Genomic DNA, 25637 nt, shown 5'->3' with positions numbered 1-25637 from the left:
ATTGACTCTAGTCACTGATACAATATATGACACGTAACTAACTTGCAAATTTATGCCAAAGAAAAAAGTTGCCATTAATGGTTTTGGGAGAATTGGGAGACTGTTCTTCCGCCAAGCTTTCGGCCGGCCGGAGTTTGATATTATCGCTATTAACGATCTTGGCAGTGTCGCTAATCTTGCTTACTTACTGAAGCACGATTCTGTCTATGGCAAATATCATCATGACATTATAGTAGACGAAGCCAATCGCACCTTTACTATCGCCGGTAAAACTATCCAGTTTTTGAATGAGAAAGATCCGGCAATGTTGCCTTGGGGCAAGTTGGGGATTGACCTCGCTATCGAGTCTACCGGATTTTTCGAATCCTTCGAGAAGGCAGAGGGACATATCAACGCCGGCGCCAAACGCGCGATAATCACTGCACCGGCGAAGGATGCTGAGGGCACAAGCGGCGGTGCCACCGTGCTTATGGGTGTGAATGACGGTAAGTTAAAGACCTGCGCAATATCCTCTAATGCTTCATGCACCACTAATTCCGCTTCGCCGGTCATGCAGATTTTACAAGAAGGGTTGGGTATTAAGAAAGCGATATTGAGCACTGTTCACGGTATTACCAACACCCAGAGCACGAACGACGCTCCGGTACGGGATGGCACGGACTATCGCAGAGGTCGTGCAGCCGGGCACAACATTGTGCCGTCAACGACCGGCGCCGCTATCGCCGTTACCCGCGCAATTCCCGCATTAGAAAAGAAGTTTGACGGCTTGGCCTTCCGTGTGCCAGTCATTACCGGTTCTCTTGCAGATATTACTTTTATATCTTCGCGCCAAACGACAGTCGATGAGGTTAATAATATATTCAAGAAAGCCGAGGCCGACCCACGCTGGCATGGGATTATGAAGACGACGACAGAACAGCTTGTCTCATCAGACATTATCGGTGAACCGTATGGTGCAATTGTAGATCTGAACTTCACAAAAGTCGTAGACGGTGACCTGGTCAAAGTGCTTTCTTGGTACGACAACGAGTGGGGTTATGTCGCCACACTCCTAATGCATAGCGTGAAGGCGCTTGCATAATTCTAAAGAAACGTTATTATAAGCCAGTATTATTAAAAACTAGCTTTTTATACATGTCTACTATTGTGGTAATGGCAATCGGGGCGTCAATCGTCTCAATCGTCTATGGGGTGATACTCATCTCTATAATAATGAAGAAGTCGCCTGGCGACGAGAAAATGGTCTCTATCCAGCAGGCTATTGAGCAGGGAGCAAAAGCTTACCTCAAGCGCCAGAACACGACCGTACTCGCCGTCGGTGCTATTACCGCTATTCTGCTTTGGTGGTTCATTAGTCAAGTGACCGCCGTTGCATTCATTGTTGGCGCCTTGGCATCAATGCTTGCGGGATATGTAGGTATGACCGTTGCGGTTAAAACAAACTCGCGTGTGACCGAGGAGGCGAAGAAGGGTCTGTCTCAGGCGTTCTCACTTGCCTTCAAAGGCGGCGCGGTCACAGGATTCTTCGTTGTCGGTCTAGCTCTCCTTTCAGTTACACTTTTATACTATATTACAGGTGACATCAAGGCACTCGTCGGGCTCGGCTTCGGTGCATCGCTCATCTCGGTATTCGCGAGACTTGGTGGCGGAATATTCACCAAAGGTGCTGATGTCGGTGCCGACCTCGTAGGTAAAGTTGAGGCAGGTATACCAGAGGATGATCCCCGTAACCCCGCCGTTATCGCCGACAACGTAGGAGATAATGTTGGCGATGATGCGGGCATGGCCGCAGACCTCTTCGAGACGTACGTCGTATCAGCAATTGCCGTAATGATTCTCGGTGCGCTCAAATTCCCGGACCAGGTGATGATTGTCGAGTTCCCACTGCTCATTGGTGCACTCGCGATTTTCTCCAGTATTATCGGGACACTGTTCGTTAAAATTTCCAAGGGTATCATGGCCGCAATGTATAAGGGCCTCGCCGTTGCAATGGTATTGCAGGCGATACTCTTTTGGCTACTTACGACTCCCAACAATCTCGTCACACTCCCACCGGAGCTCCACGCCTTCTGGCCGCTCATGATCGGCCTCTTCGTAACGATTGCTATGGTTCTCATCACAGAATACTACACCTCCAAATCATTCGGCCCCGTACAGCGCATTGCTAAGGCTTCCACGACAGGCCACGGCACCAACATGATCTCCGGCCTCGCAGTTTCGATGCAGGCGACCGCCCTTCCGATTATTGTCATCTCTCTCGGTATCTATTACGCATATTCGACAGCCGGTCAGGATGCGGGTCTCTACGGCATTGCACTTGCCACAATGAGCATGCTTTCACTTTCTGGTATTATTATCGCGATCGACGCATTCGGGCCTATTACCGACAACGCCGGTGGTATTGCCGAGATGGCAGGCTTACCGGAATCGGTCCGCGCTATTACAGATCCATTGGATGCCGTCGGTAACACGACCAAGGCGGTCACGAAGGGTTACGCTATTGCATCGGCAGGTCTCGCCGCCCTCGTGCTCTTCTCGGCCTATACACAGGAATTAACTAACACCAACACCGCGTTTGACCTTAGTGACGTCAAAGTCATTATCGGTTTACTGATCGGCGGCATGATGCCATTCCTCTTTGGCTCGCTCGCGATGGAGGCAGTGGCCAAGGCGGGCGGTGCTATCGTGGATGAGGTTCGCCGTCAGTTCCGCGAGATCCCGGGCATCATGGAGTACAAGGCCAAGCCAGATTATGCCGCGGCAGTTGATATTGTGACTAAGGCGGCACTGAAGCAGATGATTTTGCCAGCTCTAATTCCGCTCGTCTTCCCGCTTATTGTCGGCTTCGGCCTCGGTGCGCAGGCGCTTGGTGGACTCCTCGTCGGCATGATTGTCACAGGAATCTTCGTGGCAGTCTCGATGACATCGGGTGGTGCCGCGTGGGACAATGCCAAGAAATTTATCGAAGAGGGTAACTACGGCGGCAAAAAGTCGCCTGCCCACCAAGCAGCCGTAACTGGTGATACTGTCGGTGACCCGTACAAGGACACTGCCGGCCCGGCCATCAACCCGATGATCAAAGTTGCGACTATTGTTGCACTCTTGATTGCTCCATTTCTGGTATAATAACCTCACCCCGCCCTCCCCGAAGGGGAGGGAGTAAAACAAATTCAAATTCTCGTCCGTTCCCTCTCCTTCGGAGAGGGTTAGGGTGAGGTGAAAATCATGTTCAAAGAAATGCTCATGCGCAAGCTGATAAAAAGTCAGCTTGGAGGAAAAATTCTCGATAATCCAATAGATAAACTTGTTGCACTGGTTACTGAAAATCCGCAGTTTTTCCAAACCGTGGCAGAGGAGGTTAAGCGTAAAACAGACAACGGCATAAACCAGCAAGAAGCAGTAATGCAGGTTATTAAGTCGCACGAGACTGAATTCAAAAGTCTGCAAGATAAATTCAAATAATCTAAATGCTCTCGATAGGTATTGTTGGGTTACCAAATGTGGGAAAGTCCACATTATTTAATGCACTGACGAAGAAGTCGGTGCCGGCGGAGAATTATCCTTTCTGCACTATTGATCCGTCTGTCGGAATTGTCGAAGTGCCGGATGACAGACTCTGGCAACTTTCTAAACTCTCTAATTCGAAGAAAACAATCCCTGCAGCTATCGAGTTCGTTGATATTGCGGGATTGGTAAAAGGCGCTTCGAAGGGCGAGGGGCTCGGTAATGCATTCTTGTCGCACATACGCGAGGTGGACGCCATTGCGCAGGTCGTCCGCACTTTTGAAGACTCTAACATCATTCACGTCTCGGGTAAGGTTTCGCCTTACGATGATATCGAAGTCATCGAGATGGAGCTTATCTTGGCTGATATGGATGTGGTAGAGAAGCGCCTACAAAGCAATGAACGCGACTTTAAGCGCGGAGACAAAGAGGCTGTATTGCTTAAAGAATTATTACTGAAAATAAAAGAGAAGCTAGAGGCGGGTAAACCAGCGCGCGAAATCATTCCTAGTGAATTCGAGAAGTCTTTATATAAACAGCTTAATTTACTTTCTGCTAAGCCTATATTATATGTACTCAACACGTCTGAAGCGAGCGAGAATAAAGATATAGAGTTACCGGGGACAGTCATTAAGATAGACCCGATATTTGAGAAAGGGTTAGATGACTTGATTAAGAAGAGCTATGAGCTTCTGGGGTTAATTACTTATTTTACAACAGGCGAAGATGAGTCGCGGGCATGGACAATCAAGAAAGGCTCAACGGCGCCGGAAGCGGGGACTGCAATACATAATGACTTTAAAGATAAATTTATCCGAGCAGAAGTCGTCTCTTGGAAAGATTTGCTAGAAAATAATGGTTACGCCCAAGCCAGAGAAAAAGGTCTAGTAAAAACCGAAGGCAAAGACTACATAGTCAAAGACGGCGACGTAATCGAGTTTAAAATTTAAGTAGAGACCAAGATGCCGCGATGACGCTCGCGGCGGGCGGGAGTTAAGTGAAGCAGGACCACCATAGTCCATATCTTCACCTCCTTTCGGGTCTCATGCGGCTGGCATCATCAGCCGAACTCTGGTCCTCTCCTTGGCGACCACTGCTCGCACCAGCTCTATCAAGGCGATAATCACGTCCACCTTGACGCTGGCCGAGTCCACGTCCTCGTCACCTCCTTTGATGCGGACATGGCCTCGCTTGGCTCCAGATCGGAGCGGCTCCTTGACGGAACCGAGATACCTCGAGATCTCTGCTTGAACTGCCGACTCGAGATCCATCTCGAGTCCGATGATGCGGTGCTTGATACTGCCGTCATCGTGACGATTGAACTCGATAATGCAAGTCCATCGCATGAGAATCACCTCCTTTTTTCTCACCTCTGGCGAGAAAGCTTAGCTAACTATTATATACCTGACTGTAGAAATAACACAAACTTGCCAATAGGTAGTGTGATATGTATAATCATTACTAATGAAATCGTACGACCACAAGGCAATAGAGACTAAATGGCAGGCAGTATGGGAGAAGGACGGTTCATTTACTGCGACTGAAGATATAAATAAAAAAAAGTTTTACGCATTGGTTGAATTCCCGTATCCGTCAGGCGATGGATTACACACGGGTCACGCACGGAGCTACACAGCGATGGATGTCATCTGCCGGAAGCGACGGAGAGAAGGTTACTCCGTTCTTTATCCGATTGGTTGGGATGCCTTCGGCTTACCGACAGAAAATTACGCGATTAAGACTGGCAGGCAACCGGCGGATATTACGAAAGAAAATACAGATACATTTCGGAGGCAACTCAAGGCTCTTGGATATTCGTTTGATTGGAATAGAGAGATCGATACTTCGGATCCTAAGTATTACAAATGGACGCAGTGGATATTCTTACAACTCTTAAAGAACGGTCTGGCCTACAGAGGCAAGGCGACTGTTAATTGGTGCCCAAAGGATAAAATTACCTTGGCGAATGAAGAGGCTGTGGGTGGCGTCTGCGACAGATGTGGCGGACCGACAGAGACGCGCGAAAAGGAGCAATGGATGCTTGCGATAACAAAATACGCCGGCAGGCTTTATGACGACCTTGATCAGACAGACTATCTGCCAAAAATCATTACCCAACAGCGCAATTGGATAGGGAAGAGCGAAGGGCACAATATCAAGTTTAAAGTTGAAAGTGAAAAGTTGAAAGTTGATACCTATATAGAGGTTTTCACTACGCGCATTGATACTATATTCGGTGTTACTTACATTGTGCTGGCGCCGGAGCACGCTCTTCTGCAAACACTTGAACTTTCCAACGATGTTAAAGAATATGTAGAGCGAGCTAAGAATAAGCAGGATATGGAGCGTACTGCGGATGATAAAGAAAAGACCGGAGTGGAGCTTAAAGGGATAAAAGCAATTAACCCAGCAAATAACGAGGAAATTCCTGTCTGGGTCGCAGATTACGTGCTCGGCCACTACGGCACGGGCGCAGTTATGGCCGTGCCAGCGCACGACGACCGCGATAATGCATTTGCCAAGAAATATTCTCTGCCTTCAAAACCCGAGGCTCCATTCGCGACAAAGGAACAAGCGGTCTCGTTCGGCGCGACAGAAAAGACCACTTTTAAATTACGCGATTGGGTCTTCTCGCGCCAACGTTATTGGGGTGAGCCCATACCTGTCGTGCACTGTTTGATTTGCGGGATAGTGCCCCTGGATGAATCGGAATTGCCCCTTACTCTGCCCATCGTAGAAAAATATCAGCCCACAGACACGGGCGAGTCGCCACTCGCGGCCATAGACGACTGGGTCAATACTATCTGCCCGCATTGCGGGGGTCCGGCCAAGCGCGAGACCGATACGATGCCTAATTGGGCTGGCTCAAGCTGGTACTACCTTGCATATGTGATGCAAGGAATTTCTAATTTCGAATTTCCAATTTCTAATTATGCAGACGCCTTCAAATACTGGACGCCGGTGGATTGGTACAACGGCGGCATGGAGCATGCGACCCTGCATCTCCTGTATTCTCGCTTCTGGCATAAATTTCTATTTGATATAAAAGCGGTGCCGACGAGTGAGCCGTATATAAAGAGAACGGCACAAGGGATGATACTGTCCCATGGCGGGATAAAGATGTCTAAGTCTAAGGGTAATGTCATAAGCCCGGACGAATTTGTGCAGAAATTCGGCGCGGACACTCTCCGGCTTTATGAATTATTCATGGGTCCATTCGATCAAGCGATTGCATGGAATACGGATAGCTTGGTTGGAGTATACAGATTCATTGAGAGGGTAGTAAATTTAAGCGAGAAAGTTTCTAAAGAAGCACCTATTGGCGACATCGAAATTCTTCTTAATCAGACTATAAAAAAGGTCAGTGAAGATATTGAAGAAATGAAGTTTAACACCGCGATAAGCAGTCTCATGATATTGGTTAATGAACTTGCAAAAGAGGCGAAAATTTCTACAGATTCTTACGGAGTTCTGCTCCAACTCCTCTCGCCTTTTGCGCCTCATGTGACAGAAGAACTCTGGGGGGGGCTAGGCCATTCAACATCTATTCACGCAGTATCGTGGCCTATTTTCGATACTGCAAAATTACAAGCTGATACAGTAGAATTGGTCATCCAGATAGGCGGCAAGGTGCGCGGACGATTGAATGTGAAGAGAGGAATTAGCGAAAAGGAGGCTATAAATATGGTGTATTCTGACGAATCGATAAAGAAGTGGCTGGTAGAAGGACAGCCCAGGAAGACTGTGTTTGTACCGGACAGATTGTTGAATATCGTGCTCTAATTTGACTATTTATAGATAAAATGATATAAATAACACCATGATTTCTGCCAAAATCTCGTTCGATTCAAAGAAAGTCGTTCAAACACTCTTGGGAGTGTTGCCGACACGCGCCAAGGACATCATCAAGAAGCGCTATGGTCTCGGCAATGACCCGAAGAAAATGACACTGGAGGCTATCGGCACAGAGTACGGTATCACTCGCGAACGCGTCCGTCAGATCGAGAATTTTTCATTACATCATATTCGCAAATCAAAAGTATTCGAGGAGATCGACCATGTCTTCGTTGAGCTGAAGGACTTAATGAAAAAGTATGGGGGCATCGTGCAGGAGAAGGATTTTTTCGCCCATCTCTCGGCCGATAAAAAAGTACAAAATCATATAAATTTCTTCTTAACACTAGGAGAAGAATTCAAAAGAATAAAAGAAGATGACGACTTCCATCATCGCTGGAGCGTAGACCCGGTCGCAGAGGAATCTGTTCACAAAGCACTAAATGCTCTTCACAAAAAGCTTTCTGAACACGATCTCGTTTCCGAGACGGAGATAACTCTTAAATTCCTGGAGGAGATACATGCAACGGATAAAGAATTCCAGGACGGAGAAACTGTTATGCGCTGGCTCAAGCTTAGTAAGCGTATCGGGCGCAACTCGCTCGGCGAATGGGGTATTGCCAAGTCGCCCAACATCAAGACCCGCGGCATCCGCGACTTCGCATATTTGGTTATCCGCAAGAACGGTTCTCCTATGCATTTTACAGAGGTTGCGAATCAGATTAATAAAGTCTTCGGCAAGAAGGCCCATGTTGCCACCTGCCACAACGAACTCATTAAGGACAACCGCTTCGTGCTCGTCGGCCGTGGTCTCTATGCGCTCAAAGAGTGGGGCTACTCGAAGGGGACGGTTAAAGATATCATTAAAACTATCATTGAGAAGCATGGTCCGCAGACCAAAGAGGACATAGTGAAGCGAGTCATGCGCGAACGTTACGTCAAGGAGAACACCATCATGGTCAATCTCCAGAGTTCCAGACTCTTCGGCCGGGACAACGACGGCAGGTACGTCGTATTATAGATCGCGTTATAAACAGTCTTTACATTCACCTCATTTCTATAGTGTGGTATTATAATGGTGCATGGACACTATCCGTCTCATTATAGGACAGACTATTTTCGATAGCTTATGGGCGATGTTTATAATGTTGCCAATATCTTTGCCTATAATTTTCTCTGTTATCGCTGCGATCCTATACAGAAGACATAATCTCACCCAGTTGCTCCTATCGGAGCCGTATACTTTTATCGAAATTAAACTTCCGCGCGAGATGAATAAGTCGCCGCGGGCGATGGAGCTAGCGATGAACGGCTTCTATCAGACTTCCGCCGGTAATTGGTATTCCAAGTTCTTTCGTGGTCGTCACCGTCTGTGGTTCTCTCTTGAACTTATTTCTCTTGAGGGGACGATTCATTATGTAATAAGAACACCGGAAAGATATAGAGACCTTGTAGAAACTAATTTATATTCACAATTTCCGGATATAGAGATTCGGGAGGTTTCTGATTATACGCTTAATGTAGACTATCTCGAACACCCGGACAACTGGAGCGTCTTCGGCGTGGAGCTTAAGCTTAAAAAACCGGACTGCTATCCGATTAAAACCTATGTAGACTTCGAGCTTGGCAAAGATCCTAAGGAGGAGTTTAAGACAGACCCAATGCTCGGTATACTTGAGACATTAGGCAGTATAGGCCCCGGCGAGCAGTACTGGATTCAGATAATGATTATGCCATTCCTGGAGGAAAGCGAAGATAAGCTTAAGGAGGAATTGAAGGAGGCTATTGCGTCTCTGGTTAGAAGGAAGGCGACGGTGTCGTTCGGCGAAGGCGAGATAATGGTAAATGAAATGCCGTCTCCGGGAGAACGACTGGTTGCCGAGACGCTTGAAAATAAACTCGCGAAGCCGATTTACGATGTGGGCATTCGCTCGATGTATATCGCCCGCAAGGAATCGGCGGTCGGCCCGCGAAAATATGGCGCCTTCCAACCGTTCCGTGTTTTCAACTCTCCGCAAATGAATAGCTTCAGTATCAGAGTTGATACCGATTTCGACCATCCATTCTCATTCCAGGGCGGTTGGTATCCGAAGAAGTATCGGGTACCGAAGATGTACCGACAAATGTTCGACGCCTACCGCAAGCGTTCTTATTTCTATACTCCGTACAAACGCGTTCCGATGCAATTGAATGTCGAGGAACTCGCTACAATATGGCACTTCCCGGGTCGTGTCTCTGAGACTCCGACACTCGGCCGTATAGAGTCCAAGAGAGGCGAGCCGCCTGTTAATCTGCCGGTATAAAGTGCAACCTCACCCCTGCCCCTCTCCGAAAGAGAGGGGAAATGCGGGGGATTCTTTCCCTCCCCTTCGGGGAGGGTTAGGGTGAGGTGAATTACATTATGAATATCAAAAAAGTGTACGTGGGCATGTCCGGAGGGGTGGACTCGAGTGTCTCCTCATATCTTTTACAAAAGGAAGGTTACGAAGTGACCGGAGTTTTCATTAAAACCTGGTCGCCGGATTGGATGCCGTGCACATGGAGGGAGGAGAGGCTGGACGCCCTGCGCGTCGCCGTCCATCTGGGCATTCCGCTCATAACAATAGACGGCGAGAAGGAGTATAAAGAAAAAGTCGCTGATTATATGATTAGCGAATATAAGGCCGGTCGCACGCCGAATCCGGACTTTTTTTGCAATAATTTTATAAAGTTCGGATTATTTTATGATTACGCGATAGCAAACGGCGCCGATTACGTCGCCACCGGCCATTATGCCAGAATAGTTGAAAGTACAAAGTTGCCGTGCCTGCCGGCAGGCAGGAAAGTTGAAAGTGAACACGTACTTTGCACGGCAAAGGATTCTGGCAAGGATCAATCCTACTTTGTCGCTGGAATAAAAAAGGGGCAACTATCTAAAATTTTATTTCCGATAGGCGATTTATTAAAATCAAAAGTGCGCGAGATTGCGAGAAAAGCAAAGTTACCGGTGGCAGAAAAGAAAGATAGTCAGGGCCTGTGCTTCTTGGGTCCGGTGAATATAGAAGATTTTCTCTCGCATTATATTCCAACTAAACAAGGCGACGTGTTAGATGAATCTGGAAAAGTAATAGGCGAGCACAACGGCGCGGAATTTATAACACTAGGCCAACGCCATGGCTTCAAAATCACCGACTCGGGCCTTGCGGGTAGAACATTCTATATTAATTCAAAAAACTTGAGCGATAACACTATTACCGTTTCCGAACAACAAACAGGGGTAAGGCGAAACCTTACCCTGTCACAAACGAATTGGTTTATAGAGCCCGAAGAAGGTAGAGAATACGCCTGCCAATGCCGATATCATCAGAAGGCATTACGTTGCAAAGTATCGGGTAATAATGTAGAACTTCTTGATACACCTGCCGATCCACCGACTCCGGGCCAAATTTGCGTGATATACGATGGCAAAAAAATAATTGGCAGTGGCGTAATATCATAATATATTGTAATCTAGACCCATGACGTCAAAAGAAATACGGCGGAAATATCTGGAATTCTTTAGGACTCGCGGGCATGCCGTGATTCCTTCGGCGCCTTTGATTCCGGAGAATGACCCGACCACTTTATTTACAAGCTCCGGCATGCAACCTCTGGTGCCTTATCTGCTAGGCCAGGAACATCCTGAAGGCGTGCGACTTGTTAACTCGCAGAAATGCTTCCGCGCAGAAGATATCGAAGAGGCTGGCGATAATCGCCATACGACCTTTTTTGAAATGCTCGGGAATTGGTCTCTGGGTGATTATGGCCGAGAGGAACAGCTTCCTTGGTTTTTTGATTTCTTGACGAAAGAAGTAGGTATACCGGCCGAGCGCATTTCTGTGACCTGCTTCGAAGGCGACGAAACGCTGGGCCTTCCGCGGGACACTGTAGCGGCAGATATTTGGAAACAGCTCGGCATCCCGGAGGATCGTATTCACTTCTATCCCGCGAAGAAAAATTGGTGGAGCAGATCAGGTACTCCTGACAAGATGCCCGTGGGTGAGCCTGGCGGACCAGATTCTGAAGTATTCTATGACTTCGGTAAGCCCCACGATACTAAATTTGGCGAGACATGCCACCCCAACTGCGACTGTGGGAGATTTGTCGAGATAGGGAATTCTGTATTCATGGAATACAAGCGAGGCGCGAACGGTTTTGAAAAACTACCTAGACCGAACATAGACTTTGGCGGGGGGCTTGAGCGTATCGCAGCGGCCTCGATAGATTCGCCCGATATTTTCCAAACAGACTTGTTTACCAAGACTATCGAGTCTATCGAAAAATCAAGTGGGAAGAAGTATTCTGAATACGCTTATCCAATGCGTATTATCGCTGATCATTTGCGCGGAGTTTGTTTTATGGCCGGTGCCGGCATCATTCCTTCCAATACAGAGCAAGGGTATATTATGCGGCGTCTGCTTAGACGCGCGATTCGTTATGCCGACAGTATTGAACTGGCCGAGGGAAGATTAACAACGTTCGTCGAGGAAACTCTTGCGCCGTTCATCGGCGTATATGACGATGTTATCGCAAAGAAAGAAGAAATTGAGCTTCTGGTGCGAGATGAGGAGGCAAAGTTCAGGCTAACGCTGGAACGCGGGATGAAGCACTTCAAGAGCTTGGCTGGGAGCGAAATATCAGGTCAAGACACATTTATATTATTCACTACCTACGGATTCCCGATCGAGATAACAGAAGAACTGGCGAAGGAACAAGGCAAGACAGTCGACCGCATAGGTTACGAGCTGGCGATGAAGGCGCATCAGGATCTTTCGCGTTCCGGCGCCCTACAAAAATTTAAGGGTGGTTTGGCAGACCAATCAGAGAAGACCATTCAATATCACACAGCCCACCATATTCTGCTTAAGGCGTTACAGAAGGTGCTTGGTTCGGACGTTCATCAGCGAGGCTCCAATATCACAGGCGAACGTTTGCGCATCGATTTTTCTTACGGAACCAAGATGACGCCGGAACAAAAGTTGGAAGTCGAGAAAATCGTAAATGAACAGATTCGAACGAATATCACCGTCAATCATAAAATGATGGCACGAGAGGTCGCGGAGAAACTCGGCGCAGAACACGAATTCGGAGCGAAGTATCCCGATATGGTTTCTGTCTACACGATAGGAGATTCTATCGAGTTCTGTGGCGGACCTCACGTCTCCAACACTTCCGAAATAGCCGGAACATTCAGGATTATGAAAGAAGAAGCGGTCGCCGCCGGTATACGAAGAATAAAAGCAGTGTTATACTAGATAACAATGTCGCGAGAAAATTTTATTGTAGTCGACATAGGGAGCTCAAGAGTTGTTGGCGCACTGATAGAAAAAGAGGCCGACAAGCCGAAAATTGTGTACGCCTCCTACAAGGAGATTCCTTTTAAGGAAACTGTGGAGCCGGCTCGCTACCAGAGTTTGGTGGTCTCGGTACTTAGAGATTGTCTTAACGACCTGACGCATCATCTGAATGGTGTGAAGCCGAGGCGAGCCTTATGTACGCTATCGTCTATTATGTGCGACGTCAGTCTTGCGACTCGGATGGAGAAGTATCAGTCGGAAACATTAATCACAAAGAAGATAATCGAATCGAATGATAACGAGCAGACGTCTATAGATAAAACAAAAAAGATCCTTGACCATGCACTCATACAGATAAAGCTTAACGGTTATCCGACAACGAATCCAGTTGGCAAGACGGCGCATTCTCTAGAGATGACAATTTACACGAGTACGGTTGATACCGAACTGATAAAACAACTAACCGACGAAATCGGCAAGGGCTTTCATGGTATCGACATTTTAAGCCATTCGACATCATTCGTGATATTTACCGTTTTGCGAAACATGATACATGACGACAACTTCGTTTGCGTCGATTTCGGAGGCGAAATTACCGACATCATAATATCGAAGCGGGGAGTATTGGAGAAAACAATCTCTATCCCGTTCGGCAAGAATATGATTCTGCGCGAAATAATTAAGACAATGAACGTGTCGCTAGAGATAGCGGAGAGTTCGCTCCATCTGTATCACACGAACAAGCTGTCCTCGGAATTTATCGATCCTCTAAAGCAGGTTCTGGATGCCTGCAATCAGCGCTGGAATACTCTTTTTCTTGGAGCGCTGGAACATGTGACGCTCGATTCTCTTCTGCCTCAAGATGTCTACCTGCTTGCTCATCCGTCCGTAGCGCCGATTATTTCCAACTACCTGGAGTCGGGGAAGTATGATAGGTATGTGTTCGTCGGGCAGAAGTTCCGTGTCCACGAGATAGCGGACAAGACTCTACGGTCCTTTTGCGACTCCAAGGATCAGTCAGCATTTATCGATCCAACAGTAGTGATTTCTGCCTTGTTTTCTGATACACTACATAAAGAGCAGTAATCAAAAAACTTATGCAGGATATAATATTCCCCAAGCACAAAAAAGAATTAATAGAATCGTTGCACGGCAGGCCAAAATTGCCGATCATAGGCGGAGCCCCTTCACGCGGACCGAAATTTAAGCGTTACCTTAAGGTTGCCGGGGCACTCGTTGCTGTATATCTGGTTGCCTGGGTAATTATTTCATACGCTTCGCGCGCCGAGATAATAATAACGCCACACAGAGAGGCTGTCGTTTTCGACGATTTGATAATCGCCTCGCGCGCCTCATCAACGCCGACAGATACCGTCGGCTTCCAAATTATGACGGTAAAAGACGAGGCAAACGCTAGCATTAGCGCCACAAAGAGCGAGTCGGTAACCACCAAAGCAACCGGAGTCGTTATACTATATAATAGAACGGCGACATCCCAGAAACTTGTCGCAAGAACGAGACTCGAAGCAACGGGTGGCAAACTTTACCGCATAATCTCTAATGTAACCGTACCAGGCGCCAAGACAGTTTCCGGCAAACTCACGCCTGGCTCGATAGAGACAAAGATTGAGGCGGCGTTACCCGGAGCTGATTATAATGGCGGACTTACAGACTTCACTATACCCGGCTTCAAGAACTCGGCTAAATTCTCCCAATTTTACGGCCGATCGAAGACGGCAACAGAAGGTGGCCTGATAGGGACTAGGCTGATAGCCTCTGAACAAGAGCTGGCAGATGCCAGAGTTAAGCTAAAGAAAACTCTTGCCGATAGTCTTGCAAAAAAAGCTGTCGAATCAATACCACCCGGCTGGATAATGTATAAAGACGGCACTTTCCTTGATCTCGCGGAAAAGACAGACCAGAAACAAACGGACGGAGACAGCAAGGGTACGGTCACCTTAACCGAGAGCGGAGCGCTTAGAGCGGTTATTTTGAACGAGGAGGATTTACGTGCCTACACGATTAATCATAAGCTTAAGAATAAAGACGCCGCTTCGTATCACGTAAAAGACCTGAATACCCTGGAGTTCGCAATAGTAAACAAAAACAATTTTGCCGTTAATAGTAGCGAGACATTTACTTTCTCTCTTAAGGGCAACACTTCCTTGGTGGCGGATATACCCGCAGAACCTTTAACTGCCGATCTGCTTAATAAAGCATATTCCGAAAGAGCTAAAGTCTTCCGCAAATATAGCGGTATAGAAACCGCGGAGGTCAAGCTATTCCCCGGGTTTATTTCATCGTTCCCTTCGGACAAGGACCGCATAAGCGTGAAGGTTAAACAGGCGGACAGCCCCGCCCCATAAATTGCTTGACTTATAGGGCTCTTTTCTGTTACTATGCATAGACTTGTCATATGGAGATAAAAGAAGGCGTTGTAACTGAGGCTTTGCCTAACACCATGTTTAGGGTGCAGTTTGAAGGGGGCAAGTCGGTTATCGTCTATCTGGCGGGCAAAATGCGCATGCATAAGATTCGTGTTCTTATCGGCGATAAAGTCGCCGTAGAGCTAGATGACTATGGCGAGAAGGGTAGAATTGTGAGACGTTTTTGAGCCCAGTTTAAATATTTCAATATTTAAATATTTCAAATGAAAGTACGATCAACTGTTAAAAAATTCTGTACGAAGTGTAAGTTCGTCAAAAGACGCGGTGTTATTTTCGTTACTTGCGTTACGCCCAAACATAAGCAGAGACAAGGATAGACTACGCGCTACGCGCAAATTTAAACATTTAAAATTCCAATATTTAAAAGACATGAGAATCTCTGGCATTACATTACCGGACAACAAAAGAATCGAGATAGCCCTCACGGCTATTTACGGCATCGGACGACCGCTCGCGCATAAAATTCTCGACACCGTTAAGATAGATTATGGCACCAAAGCAAAGGACCTGACCCCAGATCAAGAAGGTAAAATCCGCAAGGAGGTAGAGTCGCGCAAGACAGAAGGTGATCTTAAACGGGAGGTTTCGGCCAATATCAAACGCCTGAAGGATATCAAGAGTTATCGCGGAGATCGCCACGCTCGCGCACTTCCGACACGCGGCCAGCGCACCAAGACCAACTCGCGTACACGCCGTGGAAATGTCCGCAAAACGATGGCATCCGGCCGCAAGAAGTTGGATAAGAAATAATAACGACGGATAAAGTTCAACCTTCTAGGTGCTCACGGTTGAACCTTCCCGACAAAAAGATTTAAACATTTAAATTAGAGAAATGGGAAAGAAACGAATCATCACCAAGAACGACAGCGGAGTAGACCAGGGTCTTCGCGCGCGCTCCTTAAGTAAATCTTCACGCACTCGCTTCGACGCCGGCGTACTGCACGTCCACTCCACGTTCAACAATACCCAACTCTTACTCACAGACGAGAAGGGTAACGCATTGGCATGGTCATCATCCGGTGCGCTCGGATTCAAGGGCGCCAAAAAGGGAACGCCGTTTGCGGCCGCAAAAGTGGGTGAGTTACTAGCCGAGAAGGCCGAGCTCATGGGCATGAAGGAGATTGATGTAGTCATCCGCGGCATCGGTTCCGGACGAGAGTCTGCCATCAGATCCTTCACCGCCAAAGGTATCGTCATCAGCTCTATCAAGGACGCCACGCCGGTTCCGCACAATGGCCCAAGACCCAAGAAACCTCGTCGCGTATAGTCTCCTAAATTTAAAGATTTCAATATTTAAAAATTTAAAATGATTAGACGACCAAAATTCAAAGTTAGCCGACGCCTCGGTGACCGCATTCATCCAAAGACCCAAACGGCCAAGTATTCTGTCTCGGCTGCCAAGAAGGGTCCGGCCCACAATGTAAAGAAACCGAGTCAGCGAACAGAATTCGGCACACAGTTTGTCGAGAAGCAGAAGGTCCGTCTGACCTACGGTGTCACCGAGAAGCAGTTTCGCAAGTACGTAGAGAAGGCGCGTGAAGAGACCAAGGCAAACCCGGCACAGAATTTGCACGAGCTACTGGAGTCACGCCTGGATAACGTAGTCTACCGCGCAGGTATTACTCCGTCACGACCGGCTGCCCGCCAGCTTGTGTCCCACGGACACGTCTTTGTTAACGGTTCCCGTCAGTCAATTCCATCATACCCGGTAAAACGCGGAGATGTCGTCACTATTCGTGAAGCAAGCGCGAAGAGCAAGCTCTTTACAGACCTCGACGTCAAGCTTAAGAAGCACAAATTCCCAACATGGCTCTTATTCAATGAAGATAAAGTTGCGACGGAGGTGTCAGCCATGCCTGTCTTTGCAAAGGGTGAAGCGGGTCTGAATCTTGGATCGGTTATCGAGTTCTATAGCCGAGTATAAGGCAGTCTGGTTTCTCGCCCTTGCTATTTTGGCAAAATTAATGTATTATATTTAAACATTTTTAACAAAAAGTTACATGGCTGATTATACAATTTTGCTCCCTTCTAAGCCCAAGATTTTGCAAGAAGACGGGAACAAGGGTCTCTATGAAATAGATGGTCTTTATCCCGGCTATGGACATACGCTCGGGAATTCTTTGCGACGCATAATCTTATCGTCCATGCCCGGTTGCGCGATAACCAGCGTTAAGATCGAGGGAGTTCCGCACGAGTTCTCAACCATCGAGAACGTGAAGGAAGATGTCATAATGATCCTTTTGAATATCAAGAAGATTCGATTCTCTATGTCGTCCGATGAACCCGTTAAGGCATTCATCAACGTTAAGGGCTCTCAGAATGTCACCGCCAAACAGATAACTGTCCCCGGACAACTCGAGATTATGAACCCGGACCAGCACATCGCTACACTGACAGACAAAAACGCTTCTCTCAGCATTGAGCTTGTAGTCGAGAAGGGTTTGGGCTATGTACCGAAGGAGGTTAGCAGAAAGGAAAAAGCGGAGATCGGCACCATTATGATGGATGCAATCTTTACTCCTATCAGACGAGTAAGTTATGAGGTTGAGAACATGCGCGTCGGCAATCGCACCGATTACAACAGGCTTCGCATGTTCATCGAGACAGACGGTATCATTGCTCCCAGAACCGCTCTCGAACGCTCGATAGAAATAATGATCCAACAGCTCAAGGCAATAGTCGGATTCAAAGAAGCAGAGCCGGAAGAATTATCTGCCCCGGCAACAATGAACGATTCTGTTCCGGAAGCAACAGGCGACCAAAAGGAGAAGCAGGAGGATATCCTTAAAACAAGAGTTGAAGATCTGGAACTTTCTGCGAGAACTCTCAATGCTCTTACCGAGGCAAGCATCCGAACCATCGGTGGCTTGGCACGCAAGCGTGAAGAGGACCTGCTCGAGCTTGAGGGCTTGGGCGAGAAGGGGATCTCCGAGATCAAGCGTGCATTAGCCAACTTCGGTATAACACTTAGGGAGTAATCAAGCATTTAGAAACGATCTATGCACCACCACAACAAAAACAGAAAATTCGGACTCGAGAACGACGCGCGACGCGCCCTGATGCGTTCGCTGGCGGAGGCTTTGGCATCAAAGGGGGTCATGACCACGACCGATGCGAAGGCGCGTGAACTTCGCCCTTATTTCGAACGTTTGCTTACTATCGGTAAGAGAGATACGGATGCGGCTCGACGCTTGCTGACAAAGCGTCTCGGTACCAAGGCTCGCGCAGAGCTCGTGGTCAAGGCTGCAAAGACTGTAGGAACTCGCACCTCTGGCTATACTCGCATCGTGAAGCTCGCGCCACGCAAAAGCGACGCCAGCCCGATGGCAATCATCCAGATAATTTCTGAAACTAAGTAAACTCCTATGACCACACATACTATTGACGCAGAAAATAAAGCACTCGGACGTATTGCAAGCAACACCGCAATGCTACTTATGGGCAAAGACACTGCCGCCTTTGAACGCCATGAAGCGCAGGAGAACAAGGTGCTCATCACCAATGCCAGCAAGATGAAGATTACGGAGAAACAGCTTAAAGACAGAGTTTATACAACATTTTCCGGTTACCCGAGCGGCCAGCGCTATGAGAACATGGGCGAGACTATATTAAAGAAGGGCTACGGCGAAGTGATTCGCATTGCCGTCTTCGGTATGCTCCCGCACAATCGTCTCCGCGCGGGCATGATGAAGCGCTTAACTATTAAAGACTAATCAGCACTTGGACGCTCGGCTTCCGGGTCTTGTTTTAAGAAGCCGAGCGTCCAAGTCCAAATACAATGCCTACCGCAAAAACAAAAAAATCAGAAGGACAGTATCACGAGGGTCTCGGTCGCCGTAAGGAGTCCGTTGCCCGCGTGCGCATCACTCCAGCCAAGAAGATGGACTTCTCGGTAAATGATAAAGAACTCCACGTCTACTTCCCGACAGAAGAGCTCCAGAAGATAGTGCGTTCGCCATTCGCTCTCGTTGAGGGCGTGCACTATACAGTTAGTATTCACACCAAGGGCGGTGGCATGCACTCACAGGCCGAGGCCGTTGCCATGGGCCTCGCCCGAGCACTGGAGATGACGGACAAAACTCTTCGCCCGGTCTTAAAGAAGGGCAAGCTCCTTACGAGCAATTCAAGGCAAAAAGAGCGCCGCAAATTCGGCCTCAAGAAAGCCCGCAAAGCCCCGCAGTGGTCCAAGCGCTAATCAAAACACTCCAAACAACCGCCGAAAAGGCGGTTGTTTTATCCACAGGTATAAGGCTATTTGACACGAGTGCTTGATAACGAGTATAATAGTATGTTTCTAAGGTATATCTTTAATACTACTTTTAATTAGTAGTGTTTTTTAATTTCAGCCTCATCGGCTGACCCGCCGGGGAGGCGGGTAAGAATAATTTTTTATGAATGACGATACAAAAACAGATGGGGAATTGAGCGAGGTCGAAATACTCAAACAACAACTTGCCGAGTCAGAAGCCAAGGCAGCCGAGTATTTAGATGGCTGGCAGCGCTCCAAAGCCGACTTTATTAATGCTCGGAAAGAAGAGGATAAGAGCAGGGGAGAGATGATCAAGTATGCCACCTCCGGACTCATGAGCGACTTAATTGGAGTTCTCGACAGTTTTAATCTTGCGATGATTAACAAAGAGGTCTGGGAGAAGATTGATAAAGGCTGGCGCACCGGAGTGGAATATATTTATCATCAACTAGTAGGAGTTTTAAAAGACAATGGCATGGCAGAAGTCGGAAGTGTCGGAGACAAACTTGATCTGGGCATGCATCAACCGATAGAAGAGATAGAAACCGATGATGATAAGCTTGATCACACCATCGCCGAAGTATTTCAGAAAGGCTATAAAATTGGAGATAAAATTATCAGACCAGCGCATGTGAAAGTATATAAGTTGAAAGTATCTTAAAAACAAAAAACTACTAACTAAAAACTAATTATCATGGCAAAAATTTTAGGCATCGACTTGGGGACAACGAACTCGGCAATGGCTATCGTCGAAGGTGGCGAGCCGAAGATCGTCGAGAACATCGAGGGCGTTCGCACCACTCCGTCTATTGTCGCAATATCCAAGACAGGCGAGCGGCTTGTTGGTTTACTAGCCAAGCGCCAGGCGGTCACGAACCCCAAGAACACCATCTATGGCGTTAAGCGCCTCATGGGCCATCGCTTCGACGACGCAGAGATTGTGCGCGACAGCAAGGTTGTGCCTTTCAAGCTTGAGAAGGCGGATAACGGCGAGGTTAAGGTGCAGATGTCCGAAAAGTTTTACCGTCCGGAAGAAATCTCAGCGATGATTCTAAAGAAATTAAAGGATGATGCCGAGAGTAAGTTGGGCGAGAAGATAACCGAGGCCATTATCACGGTACCGGCCTACTTTAACGACTCACAGCGCCAGGCGACTAAGGACGCCGGAGAGATCGCGGGCTTTACCGTTAAGCGCATCATCAACGAGCCAACGGCTGCGGCACTGGCCTACGGATTTAACAAAAAGAAGAATGAGAAGATCGCCGTTTACGACTTCGGCGGAGGTACTTTTGATATTTCTATATTGGAGATCGGCGATGATGTTATCGAGGTTAAGGCAACAGACGGCGACTCGCACATGGGTGGCGAGGATATCGATCAGAAGATAATCAAATGGATAGCCGATGAGTTCAAGAAGGAGTCGGGGATTGATGTGACAAACGATGCGCTCGCCCTCCAGCGCCTTAAGGAGGCCGCGGAGAAAACGAAACATGAACTCTCGACAACGTTAGAGTCAGAAATAAATATTCCGTTCATTACGTCGGACGCGAACGGACCTAAGCATTTATTGCTCAAGATGACACGCTCGAAGCTTGAGGAACTCTCGCGAGAATTTATCGAACGCTCGATAGAAATCACCAAGCGCGCCGTCGAATCTTCTAAATTTTCTAAGAACGACATCAATGAGATTGTCATGGTTGGTGGCCAGACTCGTATGCCGGCTATCGTTGAGGCGGTCAAGCAGTTCTTCGGCAAGGAGCCGAATCGCAGCATCAACCCGGATGAAGTTGTCGCTGTCGGTGCCGCCATTCAGGCGGGCATCATGCAGGGAGACGTTAAAGACGTGCTGCTTCTCGATGTTATTCCTCTGTCACTCGGCATTGAGACGATGGGCGGTGTCGCGACAAAAATTATTGAAAAGAATACGACTATTCCGGCATCACGCACGCAGGTATTCTCGACAGCATCTGACAATCAGACGTCTGTAGAAATTCATATCGTGCAAGGTGAACGTCCACTTGCTTCTGACAACAAGACACTTGGTAAGTTCATGCTAGAGGGTATTCCACCGGCGCCACGGGGTATGCCTCAAGTGGAGGTAACATTCGACGTGAACGTCAACGGTATCCTAAGCGTCAAGGCCAAGGACAAAGCGACCAACAAAGAGCAGTCCATTCGTATTGAAGCTCGTGGCGGTCTATCGGCCGAAGAAGTCGAAAAGATGAAGAAAGACGCCGAGCTCCACGCCGAGGATGACAAGAAGCGCAAGGAGGAGGTAGAGGCTCGCAATATGGCAGAGCATCTTGTCCACACCGCCGAGAAGGCTTTGAAAGATGCGGAAGGTAAAATTAGTGATACAATAAAGACGGATGTTAGCGGGAAGATAGAAGAGCTTAAGAAAGTAAAAGATGGCGGCGACCAAACAGCCATCAAGAATGCCTCGGATGCTCTCTCGACCGCAATGTCTAAGATCGGCGAGGAGATGATGTCCGCCAAAGGCGGATCCGCCGGCTCAGAGGGCGGAAAGAATGATGCTGAAGATAAGAAAGGAGATGGCCCGGTGCGCGACGCAGACTTCGAGGAGAAGAAGTAATTACGAACTTGGAAGCTAAGCTTCCAAAACTAAAACCAGGAAGCTTAGCTTCCAAGTACAACATATGGCAAGCACAAAAGATTATTACAATATATTAGGAGTCGAGAAGAATGCCTCGGAGGCGGACATCAAGAAGGCGTTCCACAAGCTTGCCCATAAATATCATCCCGACAAAAGCGGTGGCGACGATACCAAGTTCAAAGAGGTGAGCGAGGCATATCAAGTATTGTCTGATGCCAAGAAGCGTAAAGAGTACGACACCTACGGTCAAACATTCGGCGAGGGCGGACCGCGCCCTGGCGGTGCGGGATATGGAGGCGGTTTTGAGGGCTTCGACTTCTCCAACTTCACTCAAGGCTTCGGCGGTGGACAATCCGGCTACGAAGAGATGGACTTTGGCGATATCTTTGGTGACTTCTTCGGTGGCGGTAGACAGCGCCAAGGGAGGGCACGCGGCAAGGATATTTCGATCGACCTGCAGATCAGCTTCAGTGAATCTATATTCGGCACCGAGCGCGATGTCTTGTTGCATAAACTAAACACCTGCACGAATTGCAAAGGCAGCGGCGCCAAACCGGGCACGAAGAAAAAGAAGTGTGAGAAATGCAACGGTGCAGGCCGAATACGCGAGGCTCGCAAATCGTTCCTCGGCCAGATCATGACCGAACGTGAATGTACTGAATGCCGAGGCACAGGCGAGATACCGGAGGAGCACTGCGGTGAATGCCGTGGCCTAGGTGTAGTTAAGCGCAATGAGACAATTAAAATAAAGATTCCTTCCGGCATTCAGAATGGCGAAATGATACGTATGACAGGGGCAGGTGAGGCTGTGTCGCATGGCACGACGGGGGATTTATATATAAAAATTCATGTTGAGGCGTCCAAGCAATTCCGCCGCGAGGGCCAGAATTTGCAGATGGACCTTGAAATTAAGCTTACAGATGCACTCCTTGGCGCCGTCTATCCGGTCAAGACATTGGACGGTGAAATTAAGCTGACAATTCCAACCGGCGCTACCTTCGGCGAGATACTCCGAGTACGAGGCAAAGGTGTACCCATCGAGCACAGTGGAGGCAGAGGCGACCTGCTCATCCACCTCATTATTAAACTTCCCAGTAAAGTCTCGAAGAAAGCAAGCGAGCTTATTAAAGAGCTTAAAGGGGAAGGGCTCTAGTGAAAAAGTACAAGCTTTATACTCATTCGGAAAAAGCTTTCGACGCGATGCTCTACGCCGTCAAGAACGCAGAGCAGTCTATTTATTGGGAGAGCTATATCTTCAACAACGATCTGCTCCTGACGCATGACTTCTTCTCTGTATTTAAGAATAAAGCCAAGGCGGGAGTAAAAGTGGTGTTTATTCTGGATGGCCTCGGCAGTTATGGTATTGCAAAAGAAGCGATAGAAGATCTTAAGAAGGCCGGAGTTGAAGTTTATTTCTTTACGAGCTGGTGGCGGCGCACTCATCGCAAACTTCTAATTGTGGACGATAGGGTAGCCTTCCTTGGTGGCGTCAACGTGGGCCACGCCTACCGCAAATGGTTAGACCTGCATTTACGCACGACCGAAAGTGCGCTCCTGCCGGTGATGATCCACTCATTCGCCAAATCATATGCCATGTGCGGCGGCAGAGACCAATCTGTCCTCGCCGAGCGCAATACGCGCAAAACCGTGCGCGAGACCAAGCTCAAATTCTTCGAGCATTGGCCGATCTTCGGTAAGCTTAGACTCCGCGAGCTCTATGAAGAACGCGTCGAGCATGCGAAGAAAAGTATCGTTATAGTCTCGCCATACTTTATTCCCCACACATGGCTTCGCAAGGCCTTGCTTGCCGCCGTCAATCGTGGTGTCAAAGTCAGTATAATAATCCCCGAACATACCGACCCGGCGATAGGGGACATTTCCAATTATTACATTGCGGACCTGCTTACGCCTTGCGGCATACACTTCTTTCTGCAAACTCAAATGAACCATGCCAAGGCCCTCCTTGTGGATGATGAAGAAGCAATGATCGGCTCGCATAATATCGACGCGTTATCCTTCGACTTCAATCAAGAAGCCGGCGTATTCTTCAATAAAAAAGATATGGTGCGCGACCTTAAGAAAATCATAAGCAAGTGGCAGGAGGATTCCACCCCATTCGAGAAAATAGTCTGGCACCGCCGCTGGTACTATCCATTAGTCTCCCTTATAGTCCGCCTAGCCCAGCCGGTCTCGTAGCGAGTTGTAAGTTCTTTCGTAAGGTGATAATCTTAACATTATGGACTGGACTAAAATATATAAGAAATATAAAGGTCAATGGATAGCTCTAGCGAGCGACGAAATTACCGTGATTGCAAACGGTGATACAGCAAAGGAGGCACTTGGAAAAGCGAATGAGAGAGGATACTCAAACCCTATATTGAATCGAGTGCCAAGTGAATTTATTACTTTTGCCGGCGCTCATGAAATTTCCTTATAAAAAAATTGGCCCGAAGAAACTTAAGCCGATTATTCCGGTGGAGATAATGCAGGAAGGTAATTCAATTTCTTTTCATGCATTAATTGACTCGGGTGCTGATTTGAATTTATTCCCCGGAGAACTTGCAGAATTGTTAGGTTTAAACATTCTAGATGGACTTGAGGGAACAATAGGAGGAATCACTACTGGAGAAATGCAGAAGTATTATTCTCATCAAGTGCATCTTGTTATTGGCGGCCACTCATATAAAACACGGGTAGCATTCATGCCAACATTATCAACTCGGGGGCACGGACTGCTTGGCCAGGTCGGTTTTTTTGACTTTTTTACCGTCAAGTTCAACTATTCAAAAGCTGAAATAGAAATTAAAGAGTCTGTAAAGTAAAGAAAAAAGTTATGAATCAAGAAACTAAGATTTGCCAAAATTGTAAGCTGAATTTTAATATAGAACCTGAGGACTTCGCATTTTACGAGAAAATAAAAGTGCCAGCACCAACTTGGTGTCCTAAATGTAGATTGATACAGCGGCTCATCTGGCGAAGTGAATCGAATATTTTCAAACGCCGTGATGACGCGACGGGAAAAGATACTATCTCGACCGTATCACCTTCGGCTCCGGTTGTCGTATACAATAAAAAGTTTTGGAATTCTGATGAGTGGAATGCGATTGATTACGGGCGAGATTATGATTTCTCTATTCCGTTCTTTGTTCAGCTTAAACAACTCTTGAGCGAGGTGCCGTTGCCTTCCGCTTATATAAACGAGCCCGCGATAAATAGTGAGTACACAGCGAACATCACAACCCCGAAGGACTGCTACATGGTTTTTTCCTCGACCCGTTCGGAGAATTGCATGTACACAGTGGTTGGCGGAGTCGATGCGAGAGATACCGTTGACGGTCATATGATTACAAAGACAGAGAAATGTTACTGGGACGTTAACGTATCAGGATCATTCAACACTCACTATTCGGTAGACTGTGATTCGTGTCGTGACGTGTTTTTTTCAAAAGATTGCGTGAATTGTTCCGATAGTTTTGGCTGTGTGAGCCTGCGTAATAAGTCGTATTGCTTTTACAACGAGCAACTTTCTAAAGATGAATATAGACAACGCCTAGCCAATATCGACTTGGGCTCACGGGAGACTGTTGCGTCAGAATTTGAGAAGGCAAAAAGTTTTTGGTTGAAATTCCCAGTCAAATATATGCACAGCCTAAAAATTCTGACTGCGCCGGAGA

The 25637-nt window shown here is 47.6% G+C and carries 28 protein-coding genes; 27 read left to right on the top strand and 1 reads right to left on the bottom strand.

Annotated elements, in window-relative coordinates; translation table 11 throughout:
- Positions 1 to 52: 52 nt before the first annotated feature.
- The 4 genes from WC764_00140 to WC764_00125 all read left to right on the top strand — a co-directional run bounded on the left by WC764_00140 (position 53) and on the right by WC764_00125 (position 4454).
- The gene (locus tag WC764_00140; protein MFA6006133.1) at positions 53 to 1081 is read left to right on the top strand and encodes a glyceraldehyde 3-phosphate dehydrogenase NAD-binding domain-containing protein; all 1029 of its coding nucleotides are present in this window, start codon (positions 53 to 55) and stop codon (positions 1079 to 1081) included.
- Between the two features lie 53 nt (positions 1082 to 1134).
- Positions 1135 to 3126, top strand: coding sequence for a sodium-translocating pyrophosphatase (locus tag WC764_00135; protein MFA6006132.1), 1992 nt, complete (start codon positions 1135 to 1137; stop codon positions 3124 to 3126).
- Positions 3127 to 3225: 99 nt separating this feature from the next.
- A complete protein-coding gene (locus tag WC764_00130) occupies positions 3226 to 3462 on the top strand; it encodes a hypothetical protein (GenBank protein ID MFA6006131.1) in 237 nt (78 codons plus the stop codon).
- A gap of 5 nt (positions 3463 to 3467) precedes the next feature.
- A complete protein-coding gene (locus tag WC764_00125) occupies positions 3468 to 4454 on the top strand; it encodes a redox-regulated ATPase YchF (GenBank protein ID MFA6006130.1) in 987 nt (328 codons plus the stop codon).
- A 93-nt stretch (positions 4455 to 4547) separates the two neighbouring features.
- Here WC764_00125 and WC764_00120 read toward each other — a convergent pair whose 3' ends face one another.
- Positions 4548 to 4850 (bottom strand): hypothetical protein, encoded by a 303-nt coding sequence (locus WC764_00120; protein MFA6006129.1) that lies wholly within the window; start codon positions 4848 to 4850, stop codon positions 4548 to 4550.
- A gap of 118 nt (positions 4851 to 4968) precedes the next feature.
- Here WC764_00120 and WC764_00115 point away from each other — a divergent pair, with 118 nt between their 5' ends.
- The 23 genes from WC764_00115 to WC764_00005 all read left to right on the top strand — a co-directional run.
- Positions 4969 to 7287 (top strand): class I tRNA ligase family protein, encoded by a 2319-nt coding sequence (locus WC764_00115; protein MFA6006128.1) that lies wholly within the window; start codon positions 4969 to 4971, stop codon positions 7285 to 7287.
- A 37-nt stretch (positions 7288 to 7324) separates the two neighbouring features.
- On the top strand, positions 7325 to 8359 hold the full coding sequence (locus tag WC764_00110) for a sigma factor-like helix-turn-helix DNA-binding protein (GenBank protein MFA6006127.1): 1035 nt from the start codon (positions 7325 to 7327) through the stop codon (positions 8357 to 8359).
- 61 nt (positions 8360 to 8420) lie between these two features.
- A complete protein-coding gene (locus WC764_00105) occupies positions 8421 to 9641 on the top strand; it encodes a hypothetical protein (GenBank protein MFA6006126.1) in 1221 nt (406 codons plus the stop codon).
- 98 nt (positions 9642 to 9739) lie between these two features.
- Entirely contained in the window at positions 9740 to 10816 is a 1077-nt protein-coding gene (mnmA, locus tag WC764_00100) for a tRNA 2-thiouridine(34) synthase MnmA (GenBank protein MFA6006125.1), read from the top strand.
- Between the two features lie 19 nt (positions 10817 to 10835).
- Complete coding sequence (locus WC764_00095) at positions 10836 to 12611, top strand: alanine--tRNA ligase (GenBank protein MFA6006124.1); 1776 nt, start codon at positions 10836 to 10838, stop codon at positions 12609 to 12611.
- A 6-nt stretch (positions 12612 to 12617) separates the two neighbouring features.
- Positions 12618 to 13739 (top strand): hypothetical protein, encoded by a 1122-nt coding sequence (locus WC764_00090; protein MFA6006123.1) that lies wholly within the window; start codon positions 12618 to 12620, stop codon positions 13737 to 13739.
- 11 nt (positions 13740 to 13750) lie between these two features.
- Entirely contained in the window at positions 13751 to 15019 is a 1269-nt protein-coding gene (locus WC764_00085; protein MFA6006122.1) for a hypothetical protein, read from the top strand.
- A gap of 50 nt (positions 15020 to 15069) precedes the next feature.
- Positions 15070 to 15267: a translation initiation factor IF-1 gene (gene infA, locus WC764_00080; protein MFA6006121.1), complete on the top strand. Its 198-nt coding sequence runs from the start codon at positions 15070 to 15072 to the stop codon at positions 15265 to 15267.
- 36 nt (positions 15268 to 15303) lie between these two features.
- A complete protein-coding gene (rpmJ, locus tag WC764_00075) occupies positions 15304 to 15417 on the top strand; it encodes a 50S ribosomal protein L36 (GenBank protein MFA6006120.1) in 114 nt (37 codons plus the stop codon).
- A gap of 52 nt (positions 15418 to 15469) precedes the next feature.
- Positions 15470 to 15850, top strand: coding sequence for a 30S ribosomal protein S13 (rpsM, locus tag WC764_00070; protein ID MFA6006119.1), 381 nt, complete (start codon positions 15470 to 15472; stop codon positions 15848 to 15850).
- 82 nt (positions 15851 to 15932) lie between these two features.
- The gene (gene rpsK / locus WC764_00065) at positions 15933 to 16367 is read left to right on the top strand and encodes a 30S ribosomal protein S11 (protein ID MFA6006118.1); all 435 of its coding nucleotides are present in this window, start codon (positions 15933 to 15935) and stop codon (positions 16365 to 16367) included.
- Positions 16368 to 16406: 39 nt separating this feature from the next.
- The gene (gene rpsD, locus WC764_00060) at positions 16407 to 17024 is read left to right on the top strand and encodes a 30S ribosomal protein S4 (GenBank protein MFA6006117.1); all 618 of its coding nucleotides are present in this window, start codon (positions 16407 to 16409) and stop codon (positions 17022 to 17024) included.
- A 76-nt stretch (positions 17025 to 17100) separates the two neighbouring features.
- On the top strand, positions 17101 to 18078 hold the full coding sequence (locus tag WC764_00055; GenBank protein MFA6006116.1) for a DNA-directed RNA polymerase subunit alpha: 978 nt from the start codon (positions 17101 to 17103) through the stop codon (positions 18076 to 18078).
- A 21-nt stretch (positions 18079 to 18099) separates the two neighbouring features.
- On the top strand, positions 18100 to 18459 hold the full coding sequence (rplQ, locus tag WC764_00050) for a 50S ribosomal protein L17 (GenBank protein ID MFA6006115.1): 360 nt from the start codon (positions 18100 to 18102) through the stop codon (positions 18457 to 18459).
- A gap of 6 nt (positions 18460 to 18465) precedes the next feature.
- Positions 18466 to 18813: a 50S ribosomal protein L13 gene (gene rplM, locus WC764_00045; GenBank protein ID MFA6006114.1), complete on the top strand. Its 348-nt coding sequence runs from the start codon at positions 18466 to 18468 to the stop codon at positions 18811 to 18813.
- A 65-nt stretch (positions 18814 to 18878) separates the two neighbouring features.
- On the top strand, positions 18879 to 19295 hold the full coding sequence (gene rpsI / locus WC764_00040) for a 30S ribosomal protein S9 (protein ID MFA6006113.1): 417 nt from the start codon (positions 18879 to 18881) through the stop codon (positions 19293 to 19295).
- A 196-nt stretch (positions 19296 to 19491) separates the two neighbouring features.
- Positions 19492 to 20010 carry a nucleotide exchange factor GrpE gene (locus tag WC764_00035; protein ID MFA6006112.1) on the top strand — a complete coding sequence of 173 codons (519 nt, stop codon included), beginning with the start codon at positions 19492 to 19494 and terminating at the stop codon, positions 20008 to 20010.
- 33 nt (positions 20011 to 20043) lie between these two features.
- Positions 20044 to 21942 carry a molecular chaperone DnaK gene (gene dnaK, locus WC764_00030; protein MFA6006111.1) on the top strand — a complete coding sequence of 633 codons (1899 nt, stop codon included), beginning with the start codon at positions 20044 to 20046 and terminating at the stop codon, positions 21940 to 21942.
- 64 nt (positions 21943 to 22006) lie between these two features.
- Positions 22007 to 23116: a molecular chaperone DnaJ gene (gene dnaJ, locus WC764_00025; GenBank protein MFA6006110.1), complete on the top strand. Its 1110-nt coding sequence runs from the start codon at positions 22007 to 22009 to the stop codon at positions 23114 to 23116.
- Positions 23116 to 24159, top strand: coding sequence for a phosphatidylserine/phosphatidylglycerophosphate/cardiolipin synthase family protein (locus tag WC764_00020; GenBank protein ID MFA6006109.1), 1044 nt, complete (start codon positions 23116 to 23118; stop codon positions 24157 to 24159). Before dnaJ ends, WC764_00020 begins: the two co-directional genes overlap by 1 nt.
- 40 nt (positions 24160 to 24199) lie before the next feature.
- Positions 24200 to 24400 carry a DUF5678 domain-containing protein gene (locus WC764_00015; protein ID MFA6006108.1) on the top strand — a complete coding sequence of 67 codons (201 nt, stop codon included), beginning with the start codon at positions 24200 to 24202 and terminating at the stop codon, positions 24398 to 24400.
- Positions 24384 to 24785, top strand: coding sequence for an aspartyl protease family protein (locus WC764_00010; GenBank protein MFA6006107.1), 402 nt, complete (start codon positions 24384 to 24386; stop codon positions 24783 to 24785). The genes WC764_00015 and WC764_00010 overlap by 17 nt, the downstream gene beginning before the upstream one ends.
- 11 nt (positions 24786 to 24796) lie before the next feature.
- On the top strand, positions 24797 to 25637 hold an 841-nt coding region (locus WC764_00005; GenBank protein ID MFA6006106.1), incomplete at its 3' end, for a hypothetical protein.

The sequence above is a fragment of the Candidatus Paceibacterota bacterium genome, assembly GCA_041660505.1.
Taxonomy (GTDB): Bacteria; Patescibacteriota; Minisyncoccia; order Phycocordibacterales; family JACRKE01; genus JBAZWG01.
The sequence above is the reverse complement of the archived record's forward strand: the minus strand, read 5'-3'. Positions and strand labels throughout refer to the sequence as shown.